At 60.5% G+C, this 25,218-nt stretch carries 22 protein-coding genes; 20 read left to right on the top strand and 2 right to left on the bottom strand.

Annotated elements, in window-relative coordinates; genetic code table 11:
* Positions 1-54: 54 nt before the first annotated feature.
* The 4 genes from FQV39_RS09930 (at position 55) to FQV39_RS34130 (ending at position 5,610) form a co-directional block, all read left to right on the top strand.
* The gene (locus FQV39_RS09930; protein ID WP_248313308.1) at positions 55-1,803 is read left to right on the top strand and encodes a hydantoinase B/oxoprolinase family protein; all 1,749 of its coding nucleotides are present in this window, start codon (positions 55-57) and stop codon (positions 1,801-1,803) included.
* A gap of 306 nt (positions 1,804-2,109) precedes the next feature.
* The gene (locus FQV39_RS09925; protein ID WP_210251192.1) at positions 2,110-3,732 is read left to right on the top strand and encodes an ABC transporter substrate-binding protein; all 1,623 of its coding nucleotides are present in this window, start codon (positions 2,110-2,112) and stop codon (positions 3,730-3,732) included.
* A 109-nt stretch (positions 3,733-3,841) separates the two neighbouring features.
* Entirely contained in the window at positions 3,842-5,431 is a 1,590-nt protein-coding gene (locus FQV39_RS09920; RefSeq protein ID WP_149130141.1) for a flavin-containing monooxygenase, read from the top strand.
* 53 nt (positions 5,432-5,484) lie between these two features.
* Positions 5,485-5,610, top strand: coding sequence for a hypothetical protein (locus tag FQV39_RS34130; protein WP_282570289.1), 126 nt, complete (start codon positions 5,485-5,487; stop codon positions 5,608-5,610).
* Positions 5,611-5,851: 241 nt separating this feature from the next.
* Here the strand turns inward: FQV39_RS34130 and FQV39_RS09915 are convergent, their stop codons facing one another.
* Positions 5,852-6,634: an IclR family transcriptional regulator gene (locus tag FQV39_RS09915; protein ID WP_149130140.1), complete on the bottom strand. Its 783-nt coding sequence runs from the start codon at positions 6,632-6,634 to the stop codon at positions 5,852-5,854.
* 151 nt (positions 6,635-6,785) lie between these two features.
* Here FQV39_RS09915 and FQV39_RS09910 point away from each other — a divergent pair, with 151 nt between their 5' ends.
* From FQV39_RS09910 to FQV39_RS09835, 16 genes are all read left to right on the top strand, one after another.
* Positions 6,786-7,931 carry an ABC transporter substrate-binding protein gene (locus tag FQV39_RS09910; protein ID WP_149130139.1) on the top strand — a complete coding sequence of 382 codons (1,146 nt, stop codon included), beginning with the start codon at positions 6,786-6,788 and terminating at the stop codon, positions 7,929-7,931.
* Between the two features lie 112 nt (positions 7,932-8,043).
* On the top strand, positions 8,044-8,919 hold the full coding sequence (locus tag FQV39_RS09905) for a branched-chain amino acid ABC transporter permease (RefSeq protein ID WP_149130138.1): 876 nt from the start codon (positions 8,044-8,046) through the stop codon (positions 8,917-8,919).
* Between the two features lie 4 nt (positions 8,920-8,923).
* On the top strand, positions 8,924-9,877 hold the full coding sequence (locus FQV39_RS09900; protein WP_187640231.1) for a branched-chain amino acid ABC transporter permease: 954 nt from the start codon (positions 8,924-8,926) through the stop codon (positions 9,875-9,877).
* On the top strand, positions 9,874-10,611 hold the full coding sequence (locus tag FQV39_RS09895; RefSeq protein WP_149130136.1) for an ABC transporter ATP-binding protein: 738 nt from the start codon (positions 9,874-9,876) through the stop codon (positions 10,609-10,611). The genes FQV39_RS09900 and FQV39_RS09895 overlap by 4 nt, the downstream gene beginning before the upstream one ends.
* Positions 10,598-11,305, top strand: coding sequence for an ABC transporter ATP-binding protein (locus FQV39_RS09890; RefSeq protein WP_149130135.1), 708 nt, complete (start codon positions 10,598-10,600; stop codon positions 11,303-11,305). The genes FQV39_RS09895 and FQV39_RS09890 overlap by 14 nt, the downstream gene beginning before the upstream one ends.
* Positions 11,306-11,522: 217 nt before the next feature.
* The gene (locus FQV39_RS09885) at positions 11,523-13,184 is read left to right on the top strand and encodes a hydantoinase B/oxoprolinase family protein (protein ID WP_149130134.1); all 1,662 of its coding nucleotides are present in this window, start codon (positions 11,523-11,525) and stop codon (positions 13,182-13,184) included.
* Positions 13,185-13,186: 2 nt separating this feature from the next.
* Positions 13,187-15,232 carry a hydantoinase/oxoprolinase family protein gene (locus FQV39_RS09880; protein WP_149133758.1) on the top strand — a complete coding sequence of 682 codons (2,046 nt, stop codon included), beginning with the start codon at positions 13,187-13,189 and terminating at the stop codon, positions 15,230-15,232.
* 89 nt (positions 15,233-15,321) lie between these two features.
* Entirely contained in the window at positions 15,322-16,671 is a 1,350-nt protein-coding gene (locus tag FQV39_RS09875; RefSeq protein ID WP_149130133.1) for an aspartate aminotransferase family protein, read from the top strand.
* A 48-nt stretch (positions 16,672-16,719) separates the two neighbouring features.
* Positions 16,720-17,610, top strand: coding sequence for a beta-keto acid cleavage family enzyme (locus FQV39_RS09870; protein WP_349238585.1), 891 nt, complete (start codon positions 16,720-16,722; stop codon positions 17,608-17,610).
* Positions 17,611-17,620: 10 nt separating this feature from the next.
* On the top strand, positions 17,621-18,328 hold the full coding sequence (locus FQV39_RS09865; protein ID WP_149130132.1) for a CoA transferase subunit A: 708 nt from the start codon (positions 17,621-17,623) through the stop codon (positions 18,326-18,328).
* Positions 18,328-18,993 (top strand): 3-oxoacid CoA-transferase subunit B, encoded by a 666-nt coding sequence (locus tag FQV39_RS09860; protein WP_149130131.1) that lies wholly within the window; start codon positions 18,328-18,330, stop codon positions 18,991-18,993. The genes FQV39_RS09865 and FQV39_RS09860 overlap by 1 nt, the downstream gene beginning before the upstream one ends.
* A gap of 71 nt (positions 18,994-19,064) precedes the next feature.
* Complete coding sequence (locus tag FQV39_RS09855; RefSeq protein WP_149130130.1) at positions 19,065-20,489, top strand: FAD-binding oxidoreductase; 1,425 nt, start codon at positions 19,065-19,067, stop codon at positions 20,487-20,489.
* Between the two features lie 501 nt (positions 20,490-20,990).
* Entirely contained in the window at positions 20,991-21,335 is a 345-nt protein-coding gene (locus FQV39_RS09850; RefSeq protein ID WP_149130129.1) for an ArsR/SmtB family transcription factor, read from the top strand.
* A gap of 219 nt (positions 21,336-21,554) precedes the next feature.
* Positions 21,555-21,989, top strand: coding sequence for an SRPBCC family protein (locus FQV39_RS09845; RefSeq protein ID WP_149130128.1), 435 nt, complete (start codon positions 21,555-21,557; stop codon positions 21,987-21,989).
* Between the two features lie 82 nt (positions 21,990-22,071).
* The gene (locus FQV39_RS09840) at positions 22,072-22,824 is read left to right on the top strand and encodes a DUF899 domain-containing protein (protein ID WP_149130127.1); all 753 of its coding nucleotides are present in this window, start codon (positions 22,072-22,074) and stop codon (positions 22,822-22,824) included.
* Between the two features lie 93 nt (positions 22,825-22,917).
* Positions 22,918-23,634 carry a DUF1428 domain-containing protein gene (locus FQV39_RS09835; protein ID WP_149130126.1) on the top strand — a complete coding sequence of 239 codons (717 nt, stop codon included), beginning with the start codon at positions 22,918-22,920 and terminating at the stop codon, positions 23,632-23,634.
* Between the two features lie 70 nt (positions 23,635-23,704).
* Here the strand turns inward: FQV39_RS09835 and FQV39_RS09830 are convergent, their stop codons facing one another.
* Positions 23,705-24,946, bottom strand: a complete 1,242-nt coding sequence (locus FQV39_RS09830; protein WP_149130125.1) for an SMP-30/gluconolactonase/LRE family protein — start codon at positions 24,944-24,946, stop codon at positions 23,705-23,707.
* Between the last annotated feature and the right edge of the window lie 272 nt (positions 24,947-25,218).

Below are 25,218 nucleotides of genomic sequence, written 5' to 3'. Positions count from 1 at the left end.
TCACCGATCAACCATCGGCGTCCACGAACAACCAGCCAGTGCGGCGCAGTATGGATGGAAAATGACATGAATACGGCAAGTACAACCTACCAGGATCCCGTTCTGCTCGCGATCTTGCAGCGTCAGCTCGACCACATCACCTTGCAGATGGGTACGATCATGACGCGCACGGCGCGCAGCCCGATCTTCAGCCAGAGCCACGACTTCTCGTGCTTCATGAGCAACGCGAAAGGCGAGACTGTCGCCCAGGCAGACGGCCTGCCGATCCATTCCGGCAGCGGCGGTTTCGCGGTCCGTGCCGTGCTCCGGGATTTCGAAGGGCGTATTGAGGAAGAGGACGTCTTCATCCTCAGCGATCCCTATGTCGCCGGCGGCAATCACCTGCCGGACTGGACGATTATCCGGCCAGTCTTCGTCGGCGGAGAGCTCGTCGGCTTCTGCAGTAACCGCGCCCATCAGTCGGACATCGGCGGCGGGGCTGCCGGCACTTACAACGCCGCGGCGACGGAAATCTTCCATGAGGGCATTCGCCTGCCTGTCCTCAAGATCGTCGAGAAGGGCCGCCTCAGGGACGATCTTTGGCGCCTGCTGCTCCTGAATTCGCGCTGCCCCGACCTCATGGAGGGCGATTTGGGCGCGATGCTGGGATCGACCCGGATTGGCGCGACCCGAATGGCCGAGGTCATCGCCCAGCATGGCATCGACAGGGGCAACAGCTACCTCGCCGCGCTGCTGGATTACGGCGAGCGGAGGATGAGGCAGGCCATCGCCGATCTTCCGGACGGAACCTGGGAAGCCTTCGACATCAGCGATACCGACTGTTTCGATGACGTCGACATCGAAACGCGCGTGAAGGTCACTATTGCCGGCGACCAGATCACCTTCGACTTCACCGGCACCTCTCCCCAGATCAAGGGGTTCAAGAACAGCGGAATCGCCAACACCCACTCGTCGGTATACTGCGCGCTGTCGTCCTTCCTCGAGCCGAGCATTCCGCGCAACGAAGGCGTCTATCGCTGCGTCAAGATCGTCGCGCCCGAGGGCACGATCGTCAACGCGCTTCCTCCGGCGCCGATGACCATGAACACGGTGTTCCCCGCCATCGACATCATGAATGCCTGCTGGGGCGCTCTGGCCCAGGCCGATCCCGACCGGGCATGCGCCGGCTGGGGCAAGTCGGTCTACGGCATTTCCGCTGGGACCAAGCCTGCCGGAGGGGTGTTCGTTCTTTATCACTGGCACGGGAGCTCGGGCGGCGGAGCAGTCAAGGGACGCGATGGCTTTCCGACGAGCAGCCATCAGATGACGCTCGGCGGCATGTTCATCCCGAACGTCGAGACATACGAGCAATCGTACCCGCTGCGGGTTCATCGTTACCAGATGCGCTCGGATTCCGGCGGGGCGGGTCAGTATCGTGGCGGCACTGGCGTCGACTATGAGGCTGACGTGCTCGTAGGCGGCGAACACCTTCTGCGCGCGGAGGGAGCCCGCAAGCCTACCGGAGCCGGCACGAATGGCGGCCTGTGGGGGGCGAAGGGATCCATCCGAACCTTCGAGCTCGACACGGGCGTTGAATTTGCTTCGCCGCCCTACGGCGTTCAACAGGTGAAGCCATTTCGTCTGGTTATAGAAGCATCGGCTGGTGGCGGTTGGGGGCATCCCCATAAGCGCGATCCCGAGTTGGTGCTGCGGGACGTCCGCGACGGGCTGGTCTCCAAGGATACGGCTGACCGAGTCTACGGCGTCGAAATTTCGGACGACCTCAAGTCCATCGTCTCTACGGAAGCCAGGACGGCTCATTAGGACCGAAGGTTCGATCAGGCTCACAAGCAAATCGTTGCAAGAACAATGAGTTAACTCGCCGCGCGGCCTTAGGGCGCGCGGCGACCTGGATGCCCTTTTTTGTCTGTGCCGAGAGAAGCGCCAGAGAGAGCGTTCAAATCTGGGAGCCGTGAATAACGCGGCCAAAGTGATCGTAATAGTCCGCTCTGGAATCTGGCGAATAGCAACGTGTTGCAGACGAACTGGCCAAGAGGCGGGCCAAGCCGAACCGTCGGCAAGAGACCGAAGGACGACTATAGCCTCGATTAACGCAACAGGGGAATGCAGATGACGATCGATCGTCGCGATGTACTGAAAAGTTTGGCTGGCTTAACTGCGAGCAGTGTGGTCGTGACAGGGGCGGGTACTGCCGCCGTGGCGCAATCCCGTTCGGAGACACTGCGCCATGTTCTGGGGTCGCATTTTAGCTCGCTAGACCCAACACTTCAGGGTTCTACTCGCGAGAGCTCGCCGCTTTCTGTCAATATCTATGATCGCCTCGCGAGTTTCGAGCGTAAAAAGGACGCCCGTGGATACACTTTCGACTTTGATAACATCCGCGGAGAACTGGCCGAGCGCATCGACCGCTCTTCAGACGGCCTCACCTACACGTTCCACATTCGTCAGGGCGCGACATGGCACGATGGCACGCCTGTCGAAGCCGAGGACGTGAAGTGGTCCTTGGATCGGGGAGTAACCGCTAATAGCCTCTCAAAGCCACAGTTGGCGAACGGCTCGATCGTTAAAGAGGAGCAAATCTCGATCGTCGGCGACCGCCAGGTTCAGGTTACGGTCGATAGACCCGACCGGCTGGCACTGGCCGTCGTGAGCGTGCCGACCGTGCCAATGTTCAACAGCAAACTAGCCAAGCGTCACGCGACCTCGGACGATCCCTGGGCGATCAACTGGCTAAAGGACAACACTGCCGCGGGCGGTGCTTATACGGTTGAAAGCAATCGGCCAGGGCAGCAAATTGTGCTGCGGCGCAACGACAAATGGAAGAATGGCAAGGATGGAACGCTGCCTCACTTCCAACGGATCATCGCGCAGACGGTGCCGGATGTTTCGGCTCGCGCCAGCTTGGTCGAGCGCGGAGACGCCGATCTTACCCTAGATGCGGCCACCAGCGATATCATCGGCATTGAGCAGCGCGGGCGAGCTCGTGTCCTGCCCATTCCGCTCAGCAACGCCTTTCAGGCGATTGGTTTCAATACGCAGAAGGCGCCCTTCAACGACGTCCGGATTCGCCGGGCGATCGCTGCTGCGCTCCCTTATGAGGCGATGTTCAAGGTCGCGCTTTTCGAGCGGGGCGAACGCCTTTTTGGGGCCAACTGGACTGAGCCAACGGAGGCTCGCCTGCTACAGGCCATGCCAAATCGCACCGATTTGGACCGGGCCAAGGCTCTTCTGGCCGAGGCTGGTGTCGCAAATGGCTTCAAGACCACCTTCTCGTTCGCAGCGAGCGCAGCACCACTGAATGAGCCGATGGCCGCGCTAATCAAGGAGAGCCTCGCAAAGGTCGGCGTAGAGGTCACCGTGCAGAAGCTGCCTGAAGCGCAGTACGTCACCATGATCCTCGAGCGCAAACTCGACATGTATTTTGAGTTTGCCACCTCGTGGTTCCCCAATGCGGAGTACGTGATCCGCACGTTCTTTATGGGCAACGGTCGATGGAATTCTTCAGCTTGGGATGATGCGACGATCGTCAAGTTGGCCGAGGAGGCGCGATTTGAGGTGGATCCAGCCGCCTACAACCGCAAAGTTCTCGAAATTGTAAAGCGGCTGAACGAACAAACTCCCGTAGCGCTTGTCTGGCAACCAAGCCACGACGCTGTCGTTGCGCGTGATGTCGAAGATTACACGTACTGGTTCCACCGCGGCGCCGACTATCGCGATCTGAGGCGCGCCTGACGGGCCTAGCGCGCCGCGACGCAGCCTAAGGCTGCACTCGAGGGGGCGCATCAGTCGCTCCCCGACAATCGCCAAGAAGTGAGTATCACTCAATAAGGAAGGCGATCCGATGAAATCGGTCGATGTCATCATTGTCGGAGCGGGGTTCGCGGGACTGTATGCCCTTCATCTCATGAAGCAGAACGGCCGACCGGCCGTCGTGCTGGAGGCCACCAACGGCGTTGGTGGCGTCTGGCACCGCAATCGATATCCAGGCGCGCGTTGCGACACCGAGAGTCTTCAATACTCCTACTCATTTTCCGAAAACCTGCAGCAGGAGTGGTGTTGGTCGGAGCGCTACGCCGGCCAAGCGGAAATCCTGCGCTACGCCGAGCATGTCGTCGATCGCTTTGAGCTTCGCGAGCACATCGAGTTCGGGGTAATGGTTCGGTCCGCGCGTTGGTCAAAGCACGATAAGCGATGGACCCTCATTGCCGATTCCGGGGAGGAGTACTCGGCTCGTTTCGTGGTCTTCGCTACGGGGTCGCTGACAAATCCCAACCTACCGGACATTCCCGGGCTCGAAAAATTCGAGGGGGATCTACTCCATACGGCGCAGTGGCCGCGGAAACTCGAACCACTGGCGGGAAAACGTGTTGGCGTAATCGGCACCGGATCGACGGGGGTGCAGGTAATAACTGAGCTCGCCAGGGAGGTAGGCCGACTGACGGTCTTCCAGCGGACGGCGAACTACGTCCTCCCTGCGAGAAATATGCCGCTCACCGAGCAAGTTCAGCAGGAGTGGAAGGCCGATTACGCCGAGCGGAGACGGCTAGCAAAGCAGATGCCCGGGGGGCTCCTTGGCGATTTCAATAACTACTCGGCGCTCTCCGTCGATGCAGAAACTCGAGAAACTGAATATGAGGCACGGTGGGCGGCTGGCGGCTTCCCGATCATGCTGGCGTTCAATGACCTTCTCACAAGTCAGACCGCCAACGATACGATGGCCGAGTTCGTGCGAGGAAAAATCAAGCAGCGTGTTCGTGATCCAGAGACTGCGCGAAAGCTAATGCCTACCGAGTTTCCAATTGGTACCAAGCGCGTGTGTATGGAGCAGGGCTATTACGAGGCATTCAACCAGCCGAATGTAGAGCTTGTGTATTTGAAGGAGCAGCCGATTACCGGTGCGGCGTCGAACGGCCTTTTTCTAGGTGAGCGCTTGATCGAACTCGACGCGCTCGTATTGGCGACCGGCTTTGATGCCATCACCGGCACAATTTCCGGAATGAAGATCCAAGGCGAGATCGAGGACGATCTTGCCACGCATTGGCAGAAAGGCCCGCGTTCTTATCTTGGGCTGGGCGTTGCCGGCTTTCCAAATTTGTTCCTCGTTTCCGGGCCAGGCAGTCCGATCGGCAGAAGTAATGCCATCAGTTCAATCGAACAGAACGTCAATTTTATCGCATCCTTAATCCGCTGCGCCGACGAACGAAAAAGCGAGCGTGTCGAACCGACGTTCGAAGCTGAAGATGCGTGGGTAAAGACGTTGGCCGAGCTTGCGGAGCGCACGCTCTACGCAAAGGCCAGATCGTGGTGGAACGGATCGAATGTACCTGGCAAGCCCAGGGTGTTCATGATCTACGCGGGTGGCGTGCCTGCCTATTTGGAGGCCTGCAATGACGAGTCCAGCCATGGCTTCCCAAATTTCCGGTTCGCTTGAGCAGGAGCGCGAGCGCGCAACTAGAGCCTTCCTGGAAAAAGTGCCTAGGTATCATGTCCATCGTCGCCTCATACAATACCGGCGAAGCGCCAGCTCCGGTTGCCGGGCTCGATGATGTCGCAGTGATGCGTGAGCCGATCAATATCGCGGTCGTCACCTTGGCGTCGGCGAGGATCTAGGGCTAATCGGCGAACGCGAGTTTGGTGGGGATGATGATCGCGGTGTTCTCCTAGAGCCTGCGGATCAGGTGGAAGCGGACCTGCGCGCTGGCCTGGCAGAATGGCGTCTGGAACCGCCTCTCACAGGGGCAACATTGAACATCGCGGGTGAGCTCACAATCATAACGATGCTTCGAGCAACAGGCGGCAAACCTGAAACCTACTCTGGTTGGCTTCGGCGCACGCTTCGGAAGAACGTAGGCTATGCTGAGGCCAATTTGGCGCCGAATGAAAGCTTCCGCGCCAGCAATGCCGCACATTCGGAGAGCGCAGAAATATTCTGCTCCAGGTTGTTTCCCATCAGTCTCTGCAGGGGGCCGGACATGCCGACGGCGTAGAGCACGAGGCCGTCGCGCTGCAGAACTGGCGCGGCGATAGCCGCCAACCCCTCATCGACCTCGCCGATGCACGTCGCGTGTCCGCGCTCACGCACCCGGGCATACTCCTCGTGAATCCACTCTGGATCGTTGCACGTATTGGCGGTGAGCTTGGGAAGGTCGGCTGACAGGGCGCGCGCAACCAAGTCTTCCGGCTGATAGGCAATGATTGCCTTCGCGCTGGCCGCTGCATGGGGGGGCATCTCGTGGCCGGGCTGCACGTAGCTGCGCCACCGAACCTCTGGGGCTTCTGATGCCGCTACGAATACGCGGCTGTCGACCAGTTTGGTCAAATAGCAAGCTTCGCCAGACACTTCTGCCAAATTGCTAAGGATCGGACGTGCGATCGTTTCAAGCCATCCTGTATCCGCCGTCGCGTGCAGAATGCGGGATAGTCGTGGACCGATTGAATAGGCCCGGCCGCCCTGTCCGCCAATTGCGAGGTCGGCTTTGACGAGGCCCTTCAACAGCCTGTGCGCCGTTGTTTTGGGGAGATCGGACAAAGTGGCGACGTCCGCGAGAGCCAAGCGATCCGGGAAGGCTGCAATGAGCTCCAACAGCCGCAAGTAACGCTCCAGCGGTCCATCCTGATCCTTGTCGTAAGCCATCACTCTTCCCCTTAACCGAATATTGACAACCCAACGAGGAGGTGTCTAAGTTATCTCGATTTACGGGATGTTATTCCGAAAATCGGAACGAGTCAAGCGGATCGTTAGGCGTCTTTGAGGCGCGTTCGTTCGACGAAAAGGGGAACAGCTCATGACAACCAAGCGGCAAATGCTGAAGGGAATGCTCGCAGCCACCGTTCTGCCTCTGGGCGGTTTCGGTGCGATGGCGCAGCAGGGCGACATTACAATCGGCGCGACTGTGCCGATCACCGGCCCGCTCTCCCTGACGGGAAAGCAATATCACAATGCTCTGCAGATGGCTGAGAAGGACATCAATGCAGCTGGCGGTATCAATGGGCGGAAGATCAAAATTGTCTTTGAAGACACGCAGGCTTCGAATGGCACTGCCGTAAATGCATTCATGAAGCTGGCGCAGGAGGTGAAGTCGCCGTTCTACTTCCTTTCCAGCTACTCGACGCAAAACTTGGCTGTGTCGCCAGAGGTCAAGAAAGTCGCGGCCCCGGTTATGTATGCTGGCGGAGCTGACGTGATTGCTGAGGCTGGCAACGAATGGATGTTCCGCGTTCGCCCAGCCGATCTCGTCTCAGCCCGCGGCATGGTAGAAGCGGCACAACTCCTCAAGGCGAAGAAGCCCGGCATCATCTTCATCCAGAATGACTTCGGTCAAGGCGGTGCGCAGGTTGCCGCGAAGCAATTCGAAGCACTTGGTACGCCTATTGTCGGCATGGAAGCCTACGGTCAGACGGACAAGGATTTCTCGGCCCAGATCATCAGCCTTCGCGGCAAGGGCGCGGATGTGATCCTCCTCTTTAACTATCCGCAGGACGGCGCGCTTTTTCTCCGCCAAGCAAAGATGCTCGGTTTGAAGCTGCCGCTGGTAACGTCGTCATCGGCTCTTGTTCCGGCGGTGATGCAGCTGATTTCGGCAAGCGATCTAGAGAATGTCTGGGGCGTCGTCGATGCGCATATGGATGTCAGCGCAGGCGATCGCATGAAAGATTTCATCGATCGGTACAAGAAGACGTTCGGAATCGATCCCGACCCCTATGGTCTCGCTTACTACGACGGCGCTCTGATCATGGCCGAGGGAATGCGCAAGGTTGGTCTTGAGCCAAAGGCGCTGCGCGACTGGCTAGCTGCGCTTCGCAACTGGCAGGGTATCGGCCACGTCTACAGCTTCGACGAGAAGGGCAACGGGGTGTTCGATCTGGCCGTCGTCAAAGCGAAGCCGGGTACCAAAGAACTCGAACTCGTCAAAACCATCAAGATCAACTGAGACAGTTGAGACTTCGACGGCGACGCGCTGTGCAACATCTGCGGCGCCCGGCGTGATCGCCGGGCGAGTCTGCGGACCTCTCGATCCCCAGGATCGCACAAACGAGCGGACAATGGCCGATTTCATCCAACTACTAGTGAATGGACTTGCGCTGGGCAGCGTTTATGCGCTCGCGGCGATCGGGTTCGTTATCGTCTACTCGGCAACGGGCGTGGTAAATTTTGCCGCGGGCCAGTTTGTCATGTTCGGGACATTTGCCGGCGTGGCGATGTTGTCGAACCTTGGGCTCTCCCTGCCAGTTGGCTACGCGGCGGCGCTCATCGCTATGGCAGGCTTCGGGGCTCTCTTTTTCGCCGCTGTGTATATGCCGCTGCGAAATAGTCCCGTCGCTACAGTCATCATCGGGACTGTGGCCGTCAGCATCGTCATGCAAAATGCGGCGCTACTCGGCTTCGGCTCCTGGCCGTTCCGCCTTGCCTCGCCCTTGGATGGGATCACATTCGATATCGCAGGCGCCGCGATCACGGCTCACGCTGCCATGGTCGTCGTCGTTACCGGCGTGCTCGTGGGATTAATCTGGCTGCTCTTCTACAAGACCGCCTTGGGCATTGGCATGCGAGCCGTGGCCCAAGACACCGAAGCCGCTCTCCTGATGGGCCTGAACGTCAACGTATTGTTGGTGTTGTCCTGGGTCCTCGCGGCGGTTCTCGCTGGCATTGCGGGTCTCCTTCTCGGCCCGATGTGGTTCGCCGATGTGAATATGGGCGACCCGATTGCTCTGAAAGCGTTTGCCGCAACGATCATCGGCGGTTTCGGGAGCCTTCCGGGCGCAATCGCTGGCGGCCTCTTCGTCGGACTCACGGAGCTCCTGGGAGCGTCGTACATCTCGTCCGCCTACAAGGATCTCATCGCCTTCGTCGTGATGATCCTGTTCTTGCTCGTGCGCCCGCAAGGCGTTTTCGGCGAGCGCATCCAGGATAGGGGTTAGTCTCGTGCGCCGCTACGATAGCCTCTTTCTCCCATTGGCGATCCTTCTTCTCGGCGGGCTGTTGTCTTTTGTCCTGACGGATTATCGACTTCGCTTGCTGAATATCTCGGTGATCTCCGCGATCGCGGTGATCGGATTTAATGTGGCATTCGGGCTAACGGGGCTCATCTCACTTGGACATGCGGCCTTTGTTGGGATGGGTGCTTATACTCTCGCTATCCTGACTACTTCCCTTGGATGGTCGGGTTGGCTCGCCATACCTGTGGCCATTGTAGTCACGATTGGTTTTGCAGCTCTCATCGGCTTTCCGCTGCTTCGCTTGCGTGGGCACTACCTCGCACTCGCGACGCTAGGCCTAAATGTCAGCTTCACCATCGTGCTCACGAACTGGGTCCAATTGACCGGTGGCACTAACGGCATTTCCAACATTTCCGATCTCCACCTCGGTAGCTTCGCCTTCAACAGCGAGCAACGCTTCCTATGGCTCGGCGTCATGTTCCTGGCGGTATGCGCCGCCGGCGCAGTGCTGCTACAAAAGTCGGCTCTTGGCCGGGCAATGATGGCGGTCCGCGACGACGAGATCGCCGCGCGCATGACTGGCATCGACGTTACCCGCATCAAAATCACTGCGCTCTGTATTTCTGCCGCTTTGGCAGCTCTCGCAGGATCGCTTTTCGCCACGCACGTTCGCTTCGTCGCGCCCGAGGATTTCAGCTACGCCCACTCAATCGTCTACTTGGCAATGCTCATTGTTGGTGGAGAGGGGACCGTCGCGGGCGCAATCATCGGCGCGGCTCTGCTGACGTTTTTGCCGGAATGGCTTCGCTTCCTGGGGAATGCGTATCTCGCGTTCTTCGGTCTGATGTTGCTGGCCATCCTGATTTTCCTTCCGACTGGACTTGTCGGTCTCGTCGCCCGTCTGCGAGGTCGGCGCGAACAAGGAGGCGCAACGCCATGACCCTGCTTGCAGCCTCCAACATCTCCAAACGATATGGCGGTCTAATGGCCCTTACAGATGTCGACTTCACCGTCGGCTCTGGCGAATTCGTAGCGGTGATTGGGCCAAACGGCGCCGGGAAATCGACGTTCCTCAACGTGCTAACGGGCCTGACCCCACCCTCTGCGGGTAAAGTCTTCCTCTCTGGAAATGACATCACCCAAGCGTACACACATGATCGGGTCCGGTCCGGTCTCGGTCGGACGTTCCAGCATGGACGCCTGTTTACGCGTCTTTCGGTCATCGAAAACGTCATGACCGGTGCGGCGATACGGGGCAAGCGCGGTGATCGCCAGCTGCGAGAGGACTCGCTCGCAATCCTTGCTTCAATGGGACTTAGCAACGTCTCTGACAGGCCGATTGGAGCCCTTTCTTACGGTCAGCGCCGAATGGTTGAACTGTGCCGAGCGCTGGCTTGCCAACCGAAGGTTCTACTCCTGGACGAGCCGGCGGCGGGGCTGAATTCCGGTGAGGTCGAACTGCTTATGCAACGTCTAACAGCGCTGCGGGAGCGGCATGAACTGGCCGTTGTCCTCATTGAGCACAACATGGGCATGGTCATGAGGTTGGCTCAACGCATCCTCGTGCTCAACTTCGGCAGCAAGATTGCCGAAGGCAGCCCGGCGGAAATTCAGTCGAATCCGGCCGTTCTTTCCGCGTACCTGGGGGAAGGCTACGCCAATGCTCGCGACTGATAAGCTAGTTGTCGCGTACGGCGGCAGTATCGCGCTCAACGAGGTCTCGATCCGTATCGGGGCTTCCGAAACGGTAGCGCTCATCGGCGCAAATGGCGCCGGCAAAACCACTCTCCTTCGGGCCATATCTGGCCTGAATAGCCCAAAATCCGGAACGTTAAAATTCGACGGCGAGGATCTCGCCGGCCGTTCGAGCAACAAGCGCGTGATGATGGGCATTGCCCATGCGCCAGAGGGCCGAAGGATCTTCCCTGGCCTGACTGTCGAGGAAAACCTCGTGCTCGGGACGACACCTTGGCGCAGATGGGGGCAATCGCCGTCGAGCGATCTCGATCGCGTCTTTGACCTTTTCCCTCGTCTCAAGGAGCGGCGGCGTCAACTTGGTTGGTCCCTGTCTGGTGGCGAACAACAGATGCTGGCGATTGGTCGAGCCATCATGGCGCGCCCGCGCCTCCTCCTGCTTGATGAACCGTCTCTCGGCTTAGCCCCAAGGCTGGCAGAGGAGGTTTACGAGCGGATCAGGATCATCGCCGCCGCCGGCCTGACTATCCTGGTAGTCGAGCAGAATACGGTCCTGGCGCTCGCCGTAGCCGACCGGGGTTACGTGCTGGAAACCGGGCACGTTGTCCTGGAAGGCAGCGCCGAGCAACTGAGGCAGGATCCGCGGGTCCGAGAGGCCTATTTGGGTCGGTGAGGAGCGAGCGCCATGCCGACGACAATTCCAACCGTTTTTATTGTGGCTGCCCCCCTAATCAGTCGGGCGGGGCAGATCGCAACGCACAGACGGCATCAAGAGCGGCAACGCCGACGATGTAGCATCTAGATCCCGAAATTCATTTTCTCCCTGCGCATAACCCCGCGGCGCTTCAGGGCGCGGCGCGGAGGCTTGCTGCCAATCGGAAGGTGTCCCGATGTCGACCAAGGTCGATCCAATCACGCGTTCAGTCGTTCAACACCGCTTTTCCTCGATCGTCGCCGAGATGGGCGAGGCAATGCTGCGGACTTCCTATTCGCAGATTCTGAATTCCAGCCGCGATTTTTCGATCGGCATCTGCGACACGCGCTCCCGCCTGATCGCACAGGCCGATCATATTCCGGTTCATGTCGGGGCACTGCCGTGGGCGACGCGCGCTGTCGAGGCGCGGTTCTCGGATGTCGCGCCAGGGGACGTTTTCCTCCTAAACGACCCATACTGCGGCGGCAGTCACCTACCCGATCTGACGGCCTTCGTCCCGGTGTTCGCCGATGGCGAGCGGGTGCTCTGGACGATCGTTCGTGCACATCAAAGCGACATCGGCGGTGCGACGCACGGCGGCTACAATCCAGAGGCTACGGAGATTTGGCAGGAAGGACTCCGTGTGCCGCCACTGCGTCTCTACGAAGCAGGCAAGCTGCGCGACGACCTGCTGGACATGTTGGCTCTTAACGTTCGGAACGGGCCTGACTTCCGTGGCGACCTCGCTGCGATGGTCGGAGCTGCGCACCTTGGACAACGTCGCCTCGAGAAGCTCTTCGGCGAGTTTGGCCTGGAAATGGTCCGCGCAGCTATGGAGAGCATCCTCGACGCCGCTGAGCAACAAGCCCGTGCAGTCGTTTCGACGTGGAAGGACGGTGTCTATCATGGCGAAGCTTTCCTCGACGACGACGGCCGGGGAAGAGAGAATATTCGCATCGCCGCCAAGGTGACGAAGCGGGGCAGCGAGATCGAGGTTGATCTCACTGAGTCCGATCCGCAGGCCAATAGCTTTGTGAACTCGTCGCATGCCAATACCCAGGCCGCAGCAGCGATGGCCTTCGCTTATCTGATCGATCCGCAGACACCAAAGAACGACGGTGCACTGCGGCCTCTGAAACTAATTGCGAAACAGGGGACGATCGTTTGGGCTGATCCCGGACGGCCCGTGACGATGTGCACAAGCCACCCCTCCAACGAGATCGTCGAGGCGATCATGAAGGCGCTTTCGGCCTGCTGCCCGGATCGGGCCATGGCGGGCTGGAGCCGTCGCTTCAGGGTGGCAATCCAAGGCGAGGACCCCCGCAGCGGCCGTGAGTTCATCTGGCACCTGTTCCAGGCGCGACCTGGTGGCGGCGCCTCCCCGGACGGTGACGGCTGGTCATCGATCGGCGAATGGCACAGCGCCGGCGGAATCAAGTTCGGATCGATCGAGGTCGCGGAAGTGCGTTTCCCGCTGCATTTCCGGCATCACGAATATCGCACGGACTCGGGAGGCCGCGGCCAGCATCGGGGCGGCCTCGGCGTCTCCCTCGATCTTGAACTCGAGATCGCCAAGACGGCAATGGCCAACACGGCGGGCGACGGCATTCGACACGGCTCGTGCGGCCTTCTCGGTGGAGAGGATGGCCAGCCGCATAGCTATCGTTTGATTTCGCCCGGCAAGGCTCCCCGTCCGCTGAAGACCAAGGAGGTCGGGATCAAGCTCTCGCCAGGCGACGTGCTGGAGATCCGTTCTGCAGGTGGCGGAGGCTGGGGAGCGCCCGAGAAGCGCAACCCTGCAGCGATTGCGCGCGACCAGCTCCAGCATTTGATTTCGGAAGGCCGGAAGGGGCTTTGACGATGTACACGATCGGAATTGACGTTGGCGGTACCTTCACGGATCTCGTGGTGGTCGGTCCGGATCAGCAAGCTCATTTTGCAAAGTCGCCTTCCACGCCCGCAGATCAGTCTGTCGGGGTTATGAACGGCCTGGAGGATCTCGCACGCAAGGTTGGGCTCGACCGTTCTGCGTTGCTCGCCAGCACGACCCGTCTCGTTCACGGCACGACCGTTGCCACCAATGCACTGCTTGAACGCAAAGGCGCTAAGGTCGCGCTGCTCACGACCGACGGGCATCGCGACGTGCTGGAGATGCGCGAGGGGCTGAAGGGGAACCGATATGACCTTCGCAGTCCGCCGCCTGCGCCCCTCGTGCCCCGTGAGATGCGCTTTGGCGTCAACGAGAGGATTGGGCCAGACGGAATCGTGCGAATTCCGCTCGACGGCGATTCGCTGGACAAGGCGATAGAGGCGATCCGTGCGAGCGGCGCCACCTCCGTCGCCGTCTGCTATCTGCACGCCTATCGCAATCCGGCTCACGAGATAGCTACGGTCGACCGGATCCGTCAGGCATTGCCCGAGATTTACGTCTCGCGTTCCAGCGACGTGTGGCCACAGATCAAGGAGTTTGAACGGGTCTCGACTACTGTCGTGAACAGTTACGTTGGACCGGCCGTAAAGCACTATCTTGGCAATCTCGGGCAGCGGCTTGCGGAAGGCGGCTTTGCTGGAAGCCTCTTCATCATTCTCTCGCATGGCGGGATGGCTCCGATCGAGGAAGCGTCGCGTCTAGCTGCGGGCACCGTGTTGTCCGGCCCAGCGGGTGGTATCGCGGGATGTCGCCGAAGTGCCGAATTGCTCGGGCTCCCGGATCTCATTCCTTTCGATATGGGGGGGACGAGCACGGATATCTCACTCATCGCGGATGGTCGGGCGATGTTGACGGCAGATGCTGGTCTGGCAGGCGAGCGCATCGCCCTCCGTAGCCTAGACATTGCCAGCATCGCCGCAGGCGGCGGATCAATTGCGGCAGTCGATGCCGGGGGAACTCTGAGCGTCGGCCCAGCGAGTGCGGGGTCACAGCCCGGCCCCGCTTGCTACGGCAATGGCGGTGTATCGGCGACGGTGACGGACGCCAACGTGGTGCTTGGCTATCTTGGCGCCGACACTTTCATGGGGGGACGGCGCAAGCTGGACAGCGCGGCCGCGGATGCAGCGGTGAACGAGATCGCTGAAGCTCTCGGCATCTCGCTCCAGCAGGCCGCGGCCGGAATATATCGTATGGTCAACCTCGGGATGGCGGACGGCATCAGGCTGATGACGCTGCGCCGAGGTGTCGACCCGAGGCGCTTCGCTATGGTTAGTTTTGGAGGCGCGGCCGGCCTCCATGCGGTTGAAGTTGCGAGAGAGCTCGAAATACCGCGGGTGATCGTCCCGATTGCGGCTTCGGTCCTTTCTGCCTGGGGCATGCTGGCTAGTGATCTTCGATACGAGATTGGCAGAACCAGCATCGGATCTGGTGCACTGGACGCTCCGGCCATTCAGGCCGTCTTTGGTGAGATGGAGACAGCGGCGCGCGCCAGGATGCAGGGCTGGTTCGACGGGACGGTCAGGATCGAGCGCTCTTCCGAGATGCGTTATGGCGAGCAGATCTTCGAGATCGACGTGGATCTAGAGGGGATCGATTTCCAGTCCCCGGATCTTGTGACGCAAATCGAGGAGCGCTTCCATCGCAAGCATGAAGAGCTCTACACCTATTCATCCCCGGGACAGGAAGTCGTATTCGTGAATGCACGCGTCTCCGCCGTCGGAGACGTCCAGCGGATCTCTGAGGCAAGCCAGCCGATCGCAGGTTCCGGCACCCCAATCCCCAAAGCACGACGCAAAATCTATCTCGACGAAGAGGTGGAGGTTCCGGTCTATGCCTTCGAGACGCTGCAACCTGGTTCGAGCGTCACCGGACCGGCTCTGATCGAAGCCGAAACTACCACCGTATTGGTCGGCGAGCGCGATGTGCTCACGGTAAACGACCTCGGTTGGCTCGATATCGCGGTCCATCGGGCGTGACGCGCGGGGAGCGCCCTTTAGGGCCAAGATGCCGCTGGCGCCCTCCTACTCTCAGCAATCAACCAACATTCGACACGCAAGGTGCAGCCATGTCCGACTCCGCAAAATCCCGCGCCTCCGAAACGAGCAGCAATTACAGGGACAATTCTTTGGAAGCGGCCCTGTCGGCTGCCCGCAGAGCCTTCGCCGAAGCGAACCCTAAGAGCCGCGACCATAACCAAATGGCCGCCACGGTACTCCCGGGCGGCAACACCCGGACCGTGATCTACACTCCTCCTTTTCCATTGACGATTGCCAAAGGCGAGAACGCCTATTTGTGGGATATAGACGGACACCGCTACGTCGATTTCCTTGGAGAGTATACCGCCGGCCTGTTCGGGCATTCGCATCCCGTCCTTCGAAAGGCGATTGCACGAGGCGTCGAGCGCGGTCTCAGTCTTGGCGGGCACAATACCGACGAGGCGGAGCTTGCCCGCTTGATAGTCCAGCGCTTCAAATCGATCGAGTTGGTACGCTTCACAAACTCCGGCACCGAAGCCAACATGATGGCCATCACGGCCGCGGTCGGATTCACCGGTAGAACGAAGCTGGTTGTTTTTGAGGGCGCCTATCACGGCAGTGTGTTGCGTTATCCTGCCGGCGACAAGCTGAGCAGCAACGCGCCTTACGATACCGAGATCCTACCCTATAACGACGTCGGCACCCTCGAACGCTACTTCGCCGAACATCCCGGGCAGGTTGCGGGTGCGTTGATTGAACCGATGATGGGAAGCGCGGGTTGCGTCCCCGCGACACCCCAATTCTTGCAAGCTGTGCGGGACGTGACGCGCCGCGACGGGGCGCTGCTAATCTTTGACGAGGTTCAAACTTCGCGCCTCGCTCCCGGTGGCCTTCAGTCGGTCCACGGCATCGATCCCGATCTGACAACGGTCGGCAAATACCTTGCTGGTGGCGTATCGTTCGGCGCCTTCGGCGGTGCAAAGGCGATCATGGAGCAGTTCGATCCGCGGCGGAAAGGCGGCCTGTCGCATGCCGGAACGTTCAACAATAACTCCATTACCATGAGCTGTGGCGTCGCAGTGCTGAGCGAGCTGTTCGACGACAGGGCTTGCGCGGAGCTCAATCAGCGCGGAGATCGACTGAGAAAGCGCATCAACGGTCTCGCCGCTGAGCATCGCGTCAGAATGACCGCGAGCGGTCTCGGCTCGATCATGAATATCCATTTCGTTGACGGCCCGATTTCTGACGCTTGGCAGGCCAAGAGGTCCTCGTCGGATCTTCGTGAATTGCTTTGGCTCCATATGGTGCAGTCGGGATTCTGGATCGCTCAGCGCGGGATGATGTCGTTGTCGGTACTGATTGAGGACGAGCACGTCGATGGCATCGCCGAGGCGATCCGCGGTTTCATTCAGCGATACGGGCATCTTTTCGCGCGTTAGCCCGCGATTCTCACCGCGAAGAGCTACAGCTACCAGTTGGAGGCGACCGTGATTGGTCTTGGAAAGAACGCAACAATCCTAACCTGTGCTGTTACAGGAAATCTCACCCGGCCTGACCAGCATCCAGGGCTCCCGATCACTCCACAGCAGATCGCAGACGCTTGTATTGAAGCGGGGGAGGCGGGGGCTGCAGTAGTCCATATTCATGTTCGGAATCCCGAGACCGGGGCGCCATCGATGGATATCGGGCTGTACCAGGACGTCGTTAATCGTATTCGCGAAGCTTCACCCCGGCTGATCATTAATCTGACGACCGGCCCTGGAAGCCGGTTCACCCCTTCGAGCGAAGACATCCGCGTCGCGGGCCCGGGCACGACCCTGACCACGCCGGAAAAACGCGTGGAGCATGTTGGGGCGATCCGTCCGGAGATCTGCACGCTCGATCTCAATACGATGTTCTCTTTCGGATCGATCGTCATGAATACTCCCCCCACGGTGAGGGCGATGGCAGCGGAGATTCGCAAGTTCGGCGTGCTGCCCGAACTCGAATTGTTCGATACCGGCGACATTCAGCTGGCGAACGACCTGATTGCTGACGGCACCTTGGACAGAAAGCCGCTGGTTCAATTGGTTATGGGGGTGAAATACGGAGCTCCGGCGACGCCGGACGCTCTCGCGACGATGGTTCGGATGCTCCCGACGGAGTCAATTTGGGCGGCGTTCGGAATCGGCCGTATGTCCTTTCCCTTCGTTGCGCTCTCGCTTCTCCACGGAGGCCACGTTCGAGTAGGCCTCGAGGACAACATCTACATTTCGAAGGGGGTATTGGCTGAGAGCAATGCTCAGCTGGTTCGTAAGGCGCGGCAGATCGTTGAGTCTCTAGGAGCCCGTCTAGCGTCTTCTGAAGAGGCGAGGGACATCCTCCAGATTGGCCGGTAGGGGAAGCGACGTGGGTAAGAACTACGACAGCCCTGCGGCTGCGCTGGAGGGGCTGCTTTTCGACGGGATGACGATCATGTCCGGCGGCTTTGGCCTGTCCGGCAATCCGGAGAGCCTGATTCCGCAGATCCGCGATTCCGGCGTGAAGAACCTGACGGTGATCTCGAACAATGCCGGCGCCGACGGCTTCGGCCTGTGGATGCTGCTGCAGACCCGGCAGATCAAGAAGATGATCGCCTCCTATGTCGGCGAGAACAAGCTGTTCGAGCAGCAGTACCTGGCCGGCGAATTGGAGCTCGAGCTCAACCCGCAGGGCACGCTGGCCGAGCGCATCCGCGCTGGCGGCGCCGGCATCCCGGCCTTCTACACCAGGACCGGCGTCGGCACTGTCGTCGCCGAGGGCAAGCCGGTCGAGGAGTTCGAGGGCGGGCTTTATGTCCGCGAGACCTGGCTGCGCGCCGACCTCGCCATCGTCAAGGCCTGGAAGGCCGACACCGCCGGCAACCTCGTCTACCGGCGCACGGCGCGGAACTTCAACCCCAACATGGCGACCGCCGGCAAGGTGACAGTGGCCGAGGTCGAGGAGATCGTGCCGGTCGGATCGCTCGATCCCGAGGCGATCCACACCCCCGGCATCTATGTCGACCGCATCATCAAGAGCACGATCAACGAGAAGCGCATCGAGAAGCTGACCGAGCGCAAGAGGGAGGCAGCCTGATGGCCTGGACCCGCGAAGAGGTCGCCGCCCGCGCGGCCAAGGAGCTGCAGGACGGCTTCTACGTCAATCTCGGCATCGGCATTCCGACGCTGGTGGCAAACTACATTCCAGACGGCGTCGACGTGACGCTGCAGTCGGAAAACGGCCTGCTCGGCATCGGCCCCTTTCCCTATGAGGGCGAGGCCGATCCCGACCTGATCAATGCCGGCAAGCAGACGATCACGGCACTGCCGAGCTCCAGCTTCTTCTCCTCGGCTGATAGCTTCGCGATGATCCGCGGCGGCCATATCGACCTGACCATCCTCGGCGCCATGGAAGTGGCCGCGAATGGCGACATCGCCAACTGGACCATCCCGGGCAAGATGGTGAAGGGCATGGGCGGCGCGATGGATCTCGTCGCCGGCGTCAAGAAGGTCATCGTCGTGATGGATCACGCCAACAAGGCTGGCGAATCCAAGGTGCTGGAGCGCTGCTCGCTGCCGCTGACCGGCGCCGGCGTCGTCGACCTGATCATCACCGATCTGTGCGTCATGTCCTGCGACAAGGCGAATGGCGGTGGCCTGACCCTGATCGAGCTTGCGCCCGGCGTCACCCTCGACGAGGTCAAGGCCAAGACGGCGGCTTCCTTCGCCGTCGCGCCGAGCCTCGCCAAGGTTGCGGCGTAGGGGCTTGTCTTAAGCGCAGGCACGCATTCGATCGATCCTCGTCAAAAACTCGGACACCCGTGAGACACAGCATGTCCATCGACCCCTTCATCAATGCGCTTCGTACGTCGTTGGAGCCGTCAGCTATTCTCACCGACCCATCTCTTCGAGCGCGGTATGAAACCGATCAGCGTGCCCTGATGACCGGGCGGTCGCGAGCAGTTTTGCGACCAAAAACAACTGAGGAGGTGGCTACGATCACCAAGATTGCCCACCAGCTTGGCGTTGAACTGGTGCCTCAGGGCGGCAACACAGGCTACTGTGGAGGCGCCACACCTGATGATTCTGCGACTCAAGCCATCGTTAGCCTTGAACGGATGACTGCTGTCAGGTCTCTGGATCGCATTGGCTCGACCATCTCGGTGGATGCCGGAATAACACTTCAGGCTGTACATGACGCTGCAGCGCGCGAGGGGCTTGCGTTTGGCTTATCGCTGGGATCGCAAGGTTCGTGTACCATTGGCGGAAACCTAGCAACTAATGCCGGCGGAATTTCTGTCCTGCGCTATGGTATGGCGCGAGAATTGACCCTTGGTCTGGAGGTAGTTCTTCCCGATGGTACGATTTTCAATGATATGCTGGCTTTGCGGAAGAACAATACCGGCTATGATATAAAGCAGCTGTTCATCGGCAGCGAGGGTTCTTTGGGCATAATTACCGGTGCGGTCCTTCGATTGTATCCCGCTGTTCAAACTTACGCGACCGCTTGGGTCAAGCTGGCTCCGGATGCTCCGCTAAGCGAGATGATTGCGATTGCGCGCCGAGAAAGCGCTGATCTTATCAGTTCTTTCGAGTTCATATCGAACCGATCGCTGGCGTTAGCGCCCGCATCAAGCGTCGGAGCGCTTTCGGGGGGCGCCGGTGGGGCTGTCCTCTTGGAACTATCCTCCTCTAGCAGCAAAATCCCACTCGAAGATGTGCTCACTGGCGTTTTGGAGCGGTTTATCGAGGAAGGGTGGGTCGACGATGCACTCGTTGCCAACGGCGGGCGCCAACGCGACGAGATGTGGCGCAGGAGAGAACACCTTCCCGAGAATGAGAAATCTGCCGGCGGATCCGTCAAACACGACATTGCAACGCCGCTATCATCTGCAGATAACTTTCGTCGCGAGGCCATCGAATTAGTCCGCAGGTATGACCAGGCTCTCGAACTATCGATGTATGGGCATGTCGGAGATGGAAACATCCATTTCAATGTGCTGGTGCCAAAAGGGTTGGACCGGTTGAGCTTTTCAGCAAAGATCGAGAATGAACTTTCGCCAGCATTATTTGATCTCGCGTTGAAGCATGGTGGCACTTTTAGTGCAGAGCATGGCGTAGGGCGCTTCAAGCGGCATTTGTTGAACAATTACGCGGACGGGCAAAAACTCCAGCTTATGAATGCCGTTAAGCGCGCAGTTGACCCACGTTTTCTTATGAACAATGGGTCGATTATCGCTGCGGACAGGCAAATCTAAGAGGTCGTTAGGCCAGACGCCAACATTTGCCCACTTAAACCGAGGGAAGGCGAGGTCGGGCTTGACCAGTCTCACCGCCTCCTCCGGAAAAGCTCGAAATGGAGCATGCGTGCTTCTGTAAGCCATAGGGGGCGCCGACAACGCGTCACTCCTCTGGAGGCTCGCTGGGCTTCTGAACCGGCGTTGTCATAAAATCCACGCCTGGCGCTCCTCGCACCGCGCAGTATCCCACATATGATTTGAGGATGAACAGCGCTCGCGTACCCAGACGTTCTAGGAGACTGCTGGCTTCGCGCTTTGGACCATATTCAAGTCTCAGCCTGCGCCTAGCTTAGGATTGAGCTGAGCAAACGAGAATGACACCCAAACGCGACCATTATGCTCGTTTTGCGGTCGCTAAGTGCAACTGCGGCAAACTTCGCCTTTCCCTACATCTTCTCCCGTCGCCTTCGAATGAACAGGGCTTGACCGAGTGCGTGGCTTGCTCCTAAACTTAACTTAATGGTTAAGTTTCAAGAAGCGCAGCTCGACAGGACGTTCTCCGCATTGGCGGATCCGACGCGGAGGGCCATGCTGGCGCGGCTGGAGCAGGAGGACGGGCTTTCCGTCAGCGAGTTGGCGAAGCCGTTTCCGGTCTCGCTGCCGGCGATCATGAAGCATCTCGACGTCCTGTCGGACGCTGGGCTGGTCACGCGGACGAAGACGGGACGCACCGTGTCCTGTCGTCTCAACGCCGAGCCGATGGAGGAAGCGATGGGTTGGCTGGCGCATTATCAGCGCTTCTGGACCCAGAGGCTCGATGCGCTGGAGGCGCTGCTCGAAGCGCGGCGCAGGGGCGAGGGCTAGAGCATCGGCCCGAAAAGTGGAAACCACTTTTCGGGCAAATCCGATGCTCAAACAATGGGATAGATCACCACTTCGCGTCCGAAAGGACGCGCGGCGATCTAGAGCATTTTCGAGCGAAGTGGATGCCGGTTCGCGTGAAGAAAATGCGATCAAACAAGGAGTTAGATCGTTTCGCGGTTCGCAGAAGCGCGGAAGCGATCTAAAGGAGGAAGCAGGCGCATGCATCAACAGGTGACACCGAGCCTCACCATGAAGCGCCGCCTCAACGCGTCGCCGGCGGAGGTCTACAGGGCCTGGACCGATCCGGAGCTGCTCGTGCGCTGGTTCGGGCCGGAGAACGTCGTGGCGCAGGAGGCCGAAATCGACCCGCGTGTCGACGGCGCCTACCGCGTCGTGATGATCGAGAACACTGGCGAGCGCCACGAGGTGTCCGGGCGTTACCTCGATGTCGTCGAGAACGAGCGCCTCGTCTTCAGCTGGTCCTGGGTGACGACGCCGGAGCGTGTTTCACGCGTCACCGTCACATTGAAGCCGGATGGGGAGGGCACGATCCTGACCCTGCTGCACGAGAAGCTGTTCGACGATGCGGCCGTTCGCGGCCATACCCATGGCTGGACCGGAACCATGGAGAAGCTCGAGGCTTACTTCGCCTGAAGGCGAAGCAAGACGCTGCCCCGTCCGGCAGCGCAGGAAAACGCCGCCGGCACGGGCCGGCGGAAACACAGGAGCGGAGAGGATGGAACACAGGATCGTATCCCGTGAAGAATGGCTTGCGGCCCGCAAGGCCCATCTCGCCCATGAAAAGGAGTTCACCCGACAGCGCGATGCGCTCTCGGCAGAGCGGCGCGCGCTGCCCTGGGTCAGGATCGACAAGGACTATGTCTTCGCCGGCCCGAATGGGCGGCTGTCCCTGGCTGATCTGTTCGCCGGCAAGAGCCAGCTCCTCGTCTATCACTTCATGTTCGGGCCTGGCGCCAAGGAAGGCTGCCCGGGCTGCTCCTTCCTCGCCGATCATTTCGACGGCGCGAACCAGCATCTGAAGCATCACGACGTCAGCCTGGTCGCCGTCTCGCGGGCGCCCTATGCCGAGTTCCAGCCGTTCCGGCGTCGGATGGGCTGGGAGTTCCCCTGGGTGTCCTCGGCCGGCAGCGACTTCAATCACGACTTCCACGTCTCGCCGAGCCCGGCGGAGAAGGCCGCTGGCCGCTATGAGTACAATTACGAGATGCATGACGGCGAGGGCGGCGAGATGCCGGGCTTCAGCGTCTTCTATCGCAACGCGGCCGGCGAGATCTTCCACACCTACTCGACCTACGCCCGCGGCGGCGACCTGCTGATCGGCGCCTACAACTTCCTCGACCTGATGCCGAAGGGCCGCAACGAGGATGGGATCATGGACTGGATGCGCCATCACGACCGCTACGAGGACGAGCCGAAGGGCGCGGCGAACTTCCAGCCCCTGCTGGCAACCGCTTCCTGCTGCGGCTGAGCGCGCGTTCCTCGCATTCCCATGCGAGGAATACAGTTGATATCAACATTTTGAGAGGCGGCCGCAGGGGTGGCCGCAAGTGAGGAGAACGCAATGGCTTATGTCGATGGTTTCGTCGTCGCGGTTCCGGCCGCGAACAAAGACAGTTATCGCAAGCATGCCGCCGATGCGGCGCCGCTGTTCAAGGAGTTCGGCGTCAGGCGTCACGTCGAGGCCTGGGGCGACGATGTCCCGGACGGCAAGGTGACGGACTTCAAGGGCGCGGTGAAAGCGACGCCTGACGAGGTCGTGGTCTTTTCCTGGTTCGAATATCCCGACCGGGCGACGCGTGACGCCGCCAATGAGAAGATCATGAGCGATCCGCGCATGAAGGAGATGATGGGCCAGGAGATGCCCTTCGATGGCAAGCGCATGATCTATGGCGGCTTCGCCTCGCTCATCGATGAAGGCGAGGGCGGTGCGATGGGGTACCTCGATGGCGTCCTGATCGCCGTGCCCAATGATCGCAAGGCCGATTATCGCAGCTTCGCCGCCGAGCACGCGGCGCTGTTCAAGGAGTTCGGCGCCCGCCGCGTGGTCGATGCCTGGGGCGACGATGTGCCGGATGGCAAGGTCACCGATTTCAAGGGCGCGGTGAAGGCGGAAGCCGGCGAGACGGTGGTCTTCAGCTGGGTCGAATGGCCGTCGAAGGAAGCGCGCGCCGCGGCCTGGGGCAAGATGATGGCGGACCCGCGCATGGGTGCGCTCAAGATGCCCTTCGATGGCAAGCGCGTCGTCTATGGCGGCTTCGCGCCGCTGCTGGATGTGTGATCGCGTCTGACAATGCATCCGTCATTCCGGGCTTTGTCCCGGAATGACGGTGTCGGGTTAGGCCCGAGCGTCAGCTCGGTCCGGCGCCCTGCGTGGCGAGGTAGAGCGCGTAGATCGACTGGCTCGCCGCCATGAACAGGCGGTTCCGCTTCGGTCCACCGAAGCAGATATTGCCGCAGACCTCCGGCAGCCGGATGCGGCCGATCACCTTGCCAGTCGGGTTGAACACGGTGACGCCGTTATAGCCGACATTCCGGCCGGCATTGCTCGAGGACCAGAGATTGCCTTCGACGTCGCAGCGCAGCCCGTCTGGCCCGCAGTTGATGCCGTCGATCATGCAGTCCGAGAACAGCTTCTGGTTGGAAAGCTTGTTGTCGGCGCCGACATCGAAGACATGGATGTCGCCCTTGCCGCCGGGGCCGGTGTCGCCCGGCCCCTTGCCGGTCGAGGCGACGTAGAGCTTCTTGAAGTCCGGCGAGAAGCACAGCCCGTTCGGGTCGGGCACCTGCTCCTCGCGGATGACGAGGTCGAGCCGCCCGTTCGGGTCGAGCCGGTAGACATTGGTCGGCAGCTCGCGCTTGGCGAGGCCGATGCCGGGCGGCTGGCCGAGGCGCGGATTGATCTTGCCATTGGCGTTGCTCGGTCCGCCGGGCGCATCGGGCGCGCCCTCATAGAGCTGTCCGCCATAGGGCGGGTCGGTGAACCAGTAGCTGCCGTCCGGATGGGCGACGATGTCGTTGGGTGAGTTGAGCTTCTTGCCTTCGAAGGAATCCGCCAGCACCGTTGCCGAGCCGTCGAGCTCGTAGCGGACGACACGGCGGTTCAGATGCTCGCAGGAGAGCTGGCGGCCCTGGAAGTCGAAGCTGTTGCCGTTGCTGTAGCCGGACGGCATGCGGAACACGCTGACATGGCCGTCATCCTCGATCCAGCGCATCTGCCGGTTGCGCGGGATGTCGCTCCAGATGAGATAGCGCCCCTGCGCGTTCCACGCCGGCCCTTCAACCCAGAGCCCGCCGGTCCAGAGCCGCTGGATCGCGGCATTCGGCTGGGCGAGGTTGTTGAAGACGGGATCGACTGCGATGACGTCCGGATCCCAGAAATAGGTCGTCGGCGCGCCCTGGCGGCTGAAGTCGCGTGGCGGCGTGGTGATGGTTGTGGGCGGGCTGGGGCGGGTGGCCGGAGCTTGCGCGAAGGCCGGCGTAGCAGCGGCGGCGATGGCGCTGGCGCCGGCGGCCTGGATCAGCCTGCGGCGCGAGAGCCGCTCAGGCGATGGTTGTGGGTCTTCCTGCGTCGAATGGTGGCCCTCTGACATCGTGTCCTCCTTGGCATTTTTGCTGGTTGAAACGATTTAAATTTGCAGAAAGGTCGAAGTCTCGGTCGTTCGGTTCTCCTTCTCGAAAGGCGGCAAGCTCAGCAGGATCACCCGGTCCGGTCGACCCCTGCGTGCATGGGGACGATCCTGCGCGCGGCGCACGGCGTCAAGGTGGCGATCGGCCCGGCGCCATGATTTCTCGCAGCGGTCATGCGGGGCGGCATCTTGTCCCGGTGGCGCAAATGACCGAGAGATCGGGCTGCTTCACCGGA

The sequence above is a fragment of the Bosea sp. F3-2 genome (genome assembly GCF_008253865.1).
In the GTDB taxonomy this organism is placed as follows: Bacteria; Pseudomonadota; Alphaproteobacteria; order Rhizobiales; family Beijerinckiaceae; genus Allobosea.
Note: the sequence above shows the minus strand (reverse complement) of the source record. Positions and strands in the feature narration are given on the sequence as shown.

What these genes read in the sequence shown, in the direction of transcription:
- FQV39_RS09930 (WP_248313308.1), top strand. Translation starts at nt 55, where the DNA reads ATGGAAAATGACATGAATACGGCAAGTACAACCTACCAGGATCCCGTT.
- FQV39_RS09925 (WP_210251192.1), top strand. Translation starts at nt 2,110, where the DNA reads ATGACGATCGATCGTCGCGATGTACTGAAAAGTTTGGCTGGCTTAACT.
- FQV39_RS09920 (WP_149130141.1), top strand. Translation starts at nt 3,842, where the DNA reads ATGAAATCGGTCGATGTCATCATTGTCGGAGCGGGGTTCGCGGGACTG.
- FQV39_RS34130 (WP_282570289.1), top strand. Translation starts at nt 5,485, where the DNA reads ATGTCCATCGTCGCCTCATACAATACCGGCGAAGCGCCAGCTCCGGTT.
- FQV39_RS09915 (WP_149130140.1), bottom strand. Translation starts at nt 6,634, where the DNA reads ATGGCTTACGACAAGGATCAGGATGGACCGCTGGAGCGTTACTTGCGG.
- FQV39_RS09910 (WP_149130139.1), top strand. Translation starts at nt 6,786, where the DNA reads ATGACAACCAAGCGGCAAATGCTGAAGGGAATGCTCGCAGCCACCGTT.
- FQV39_RS09905 (WP_149130138.1), top strand. Translation starts at nt 8,044, where the DNA reads ATGGCCGATTTCATCCAACTACTAGTGAATGGACTTGCGCTGGGCAGC.
- FQV39_RS09895 (WP_149130136.1), top strand. Translation starts at nt 9,874, where the DNA reads ATGACCCTGCTTGCAGCCTCCAACATCTCCAAACGATATGGCGGTCTA.
- FQV39_RS09890 (WP_149130135.1), top strand. Translation starts at nt 10,598, where the DNA reads ATGCTCGCGACTGATAAGCTAGTTGTCGCGTACGGCGGCAGTATCGCG.
- FQV39_RS09885 (WP_149130134.1), top strand. Translation starts at nt 11,523, where the DNA reads ATGTCGACCAAGGTCGATCCAATCACGCGTTCAGTCGTTCAACACCGC.
- FQV39_RS09880 (WP_149133758.1), top strand. Translation starts at nt 13,187, where the DNA reads ATGTACACGATCGGAATTGACGTTGGCGGTACCTTCACGGATCTCGTG.
- FQV39_RS09875 (WP_149130133.1), top strand. Translation starts at nt 15,322, where the DNA reads ATGTCCGACTCCGCAAAATCCCGCGCCTCCGAAACGAGCAGCAATTAC.
- FQV39_RS09860 (WP_149130131.1), top strand. Translation starts at nt 18,328, where the DNA reads ATGGCCTGGACCCGCGAAGAGGTCGCCGCCCGCGCGGCCAAGGAGCTG.
- FQV39_RS09855 (WP_149130130.1), top strand. Translation starts at nt 19,065, where the DNA reads ATGTCCATCGACCCCTTCATCAATGCGCTTCGTACGTCGTTGGAGCCG.
- FQV39_RS09850 (WP_149130129.1), top strand. Translation starts at nt 20,991, where the DNA reads ATGGTTAAGTTTCAAGAAGCGCAGCTCGACAGGACGTTCTCCGCATTG.
- FQV39_RS09845 (WP_149130128.1), top strand. Translation starts at nt 21,555, where the DNA reads ATGCATCAACAGGTGACACCGAGCCTCACCATGAAGCGCCGCCTCAAC.
- FQV39_RS09840 (WP_149130127.1), top strand. Translation starts at nt 22,072, where the DNA reads ATGGAACACAGGATCGTATCCCGTGAAGAATGGCTTGCGGCCCGCAAG.
- FQV39_RS09835 (WP_149130126.1), top strand. Translation starts at nt 22,918, where the DNA reads ATGGCTTATGTCGATGGTTTCGTCGTCGCGGTTCCGGCCGCGAACAAA.
- FQV39_RS09830 (WP_149130125.1), bottom strand. Translation starts at nt 24,946, where the DNA reads ATGTCAGAGGGCCACCATTCGACGCAGGAAGACCCACAACCATCGCCT.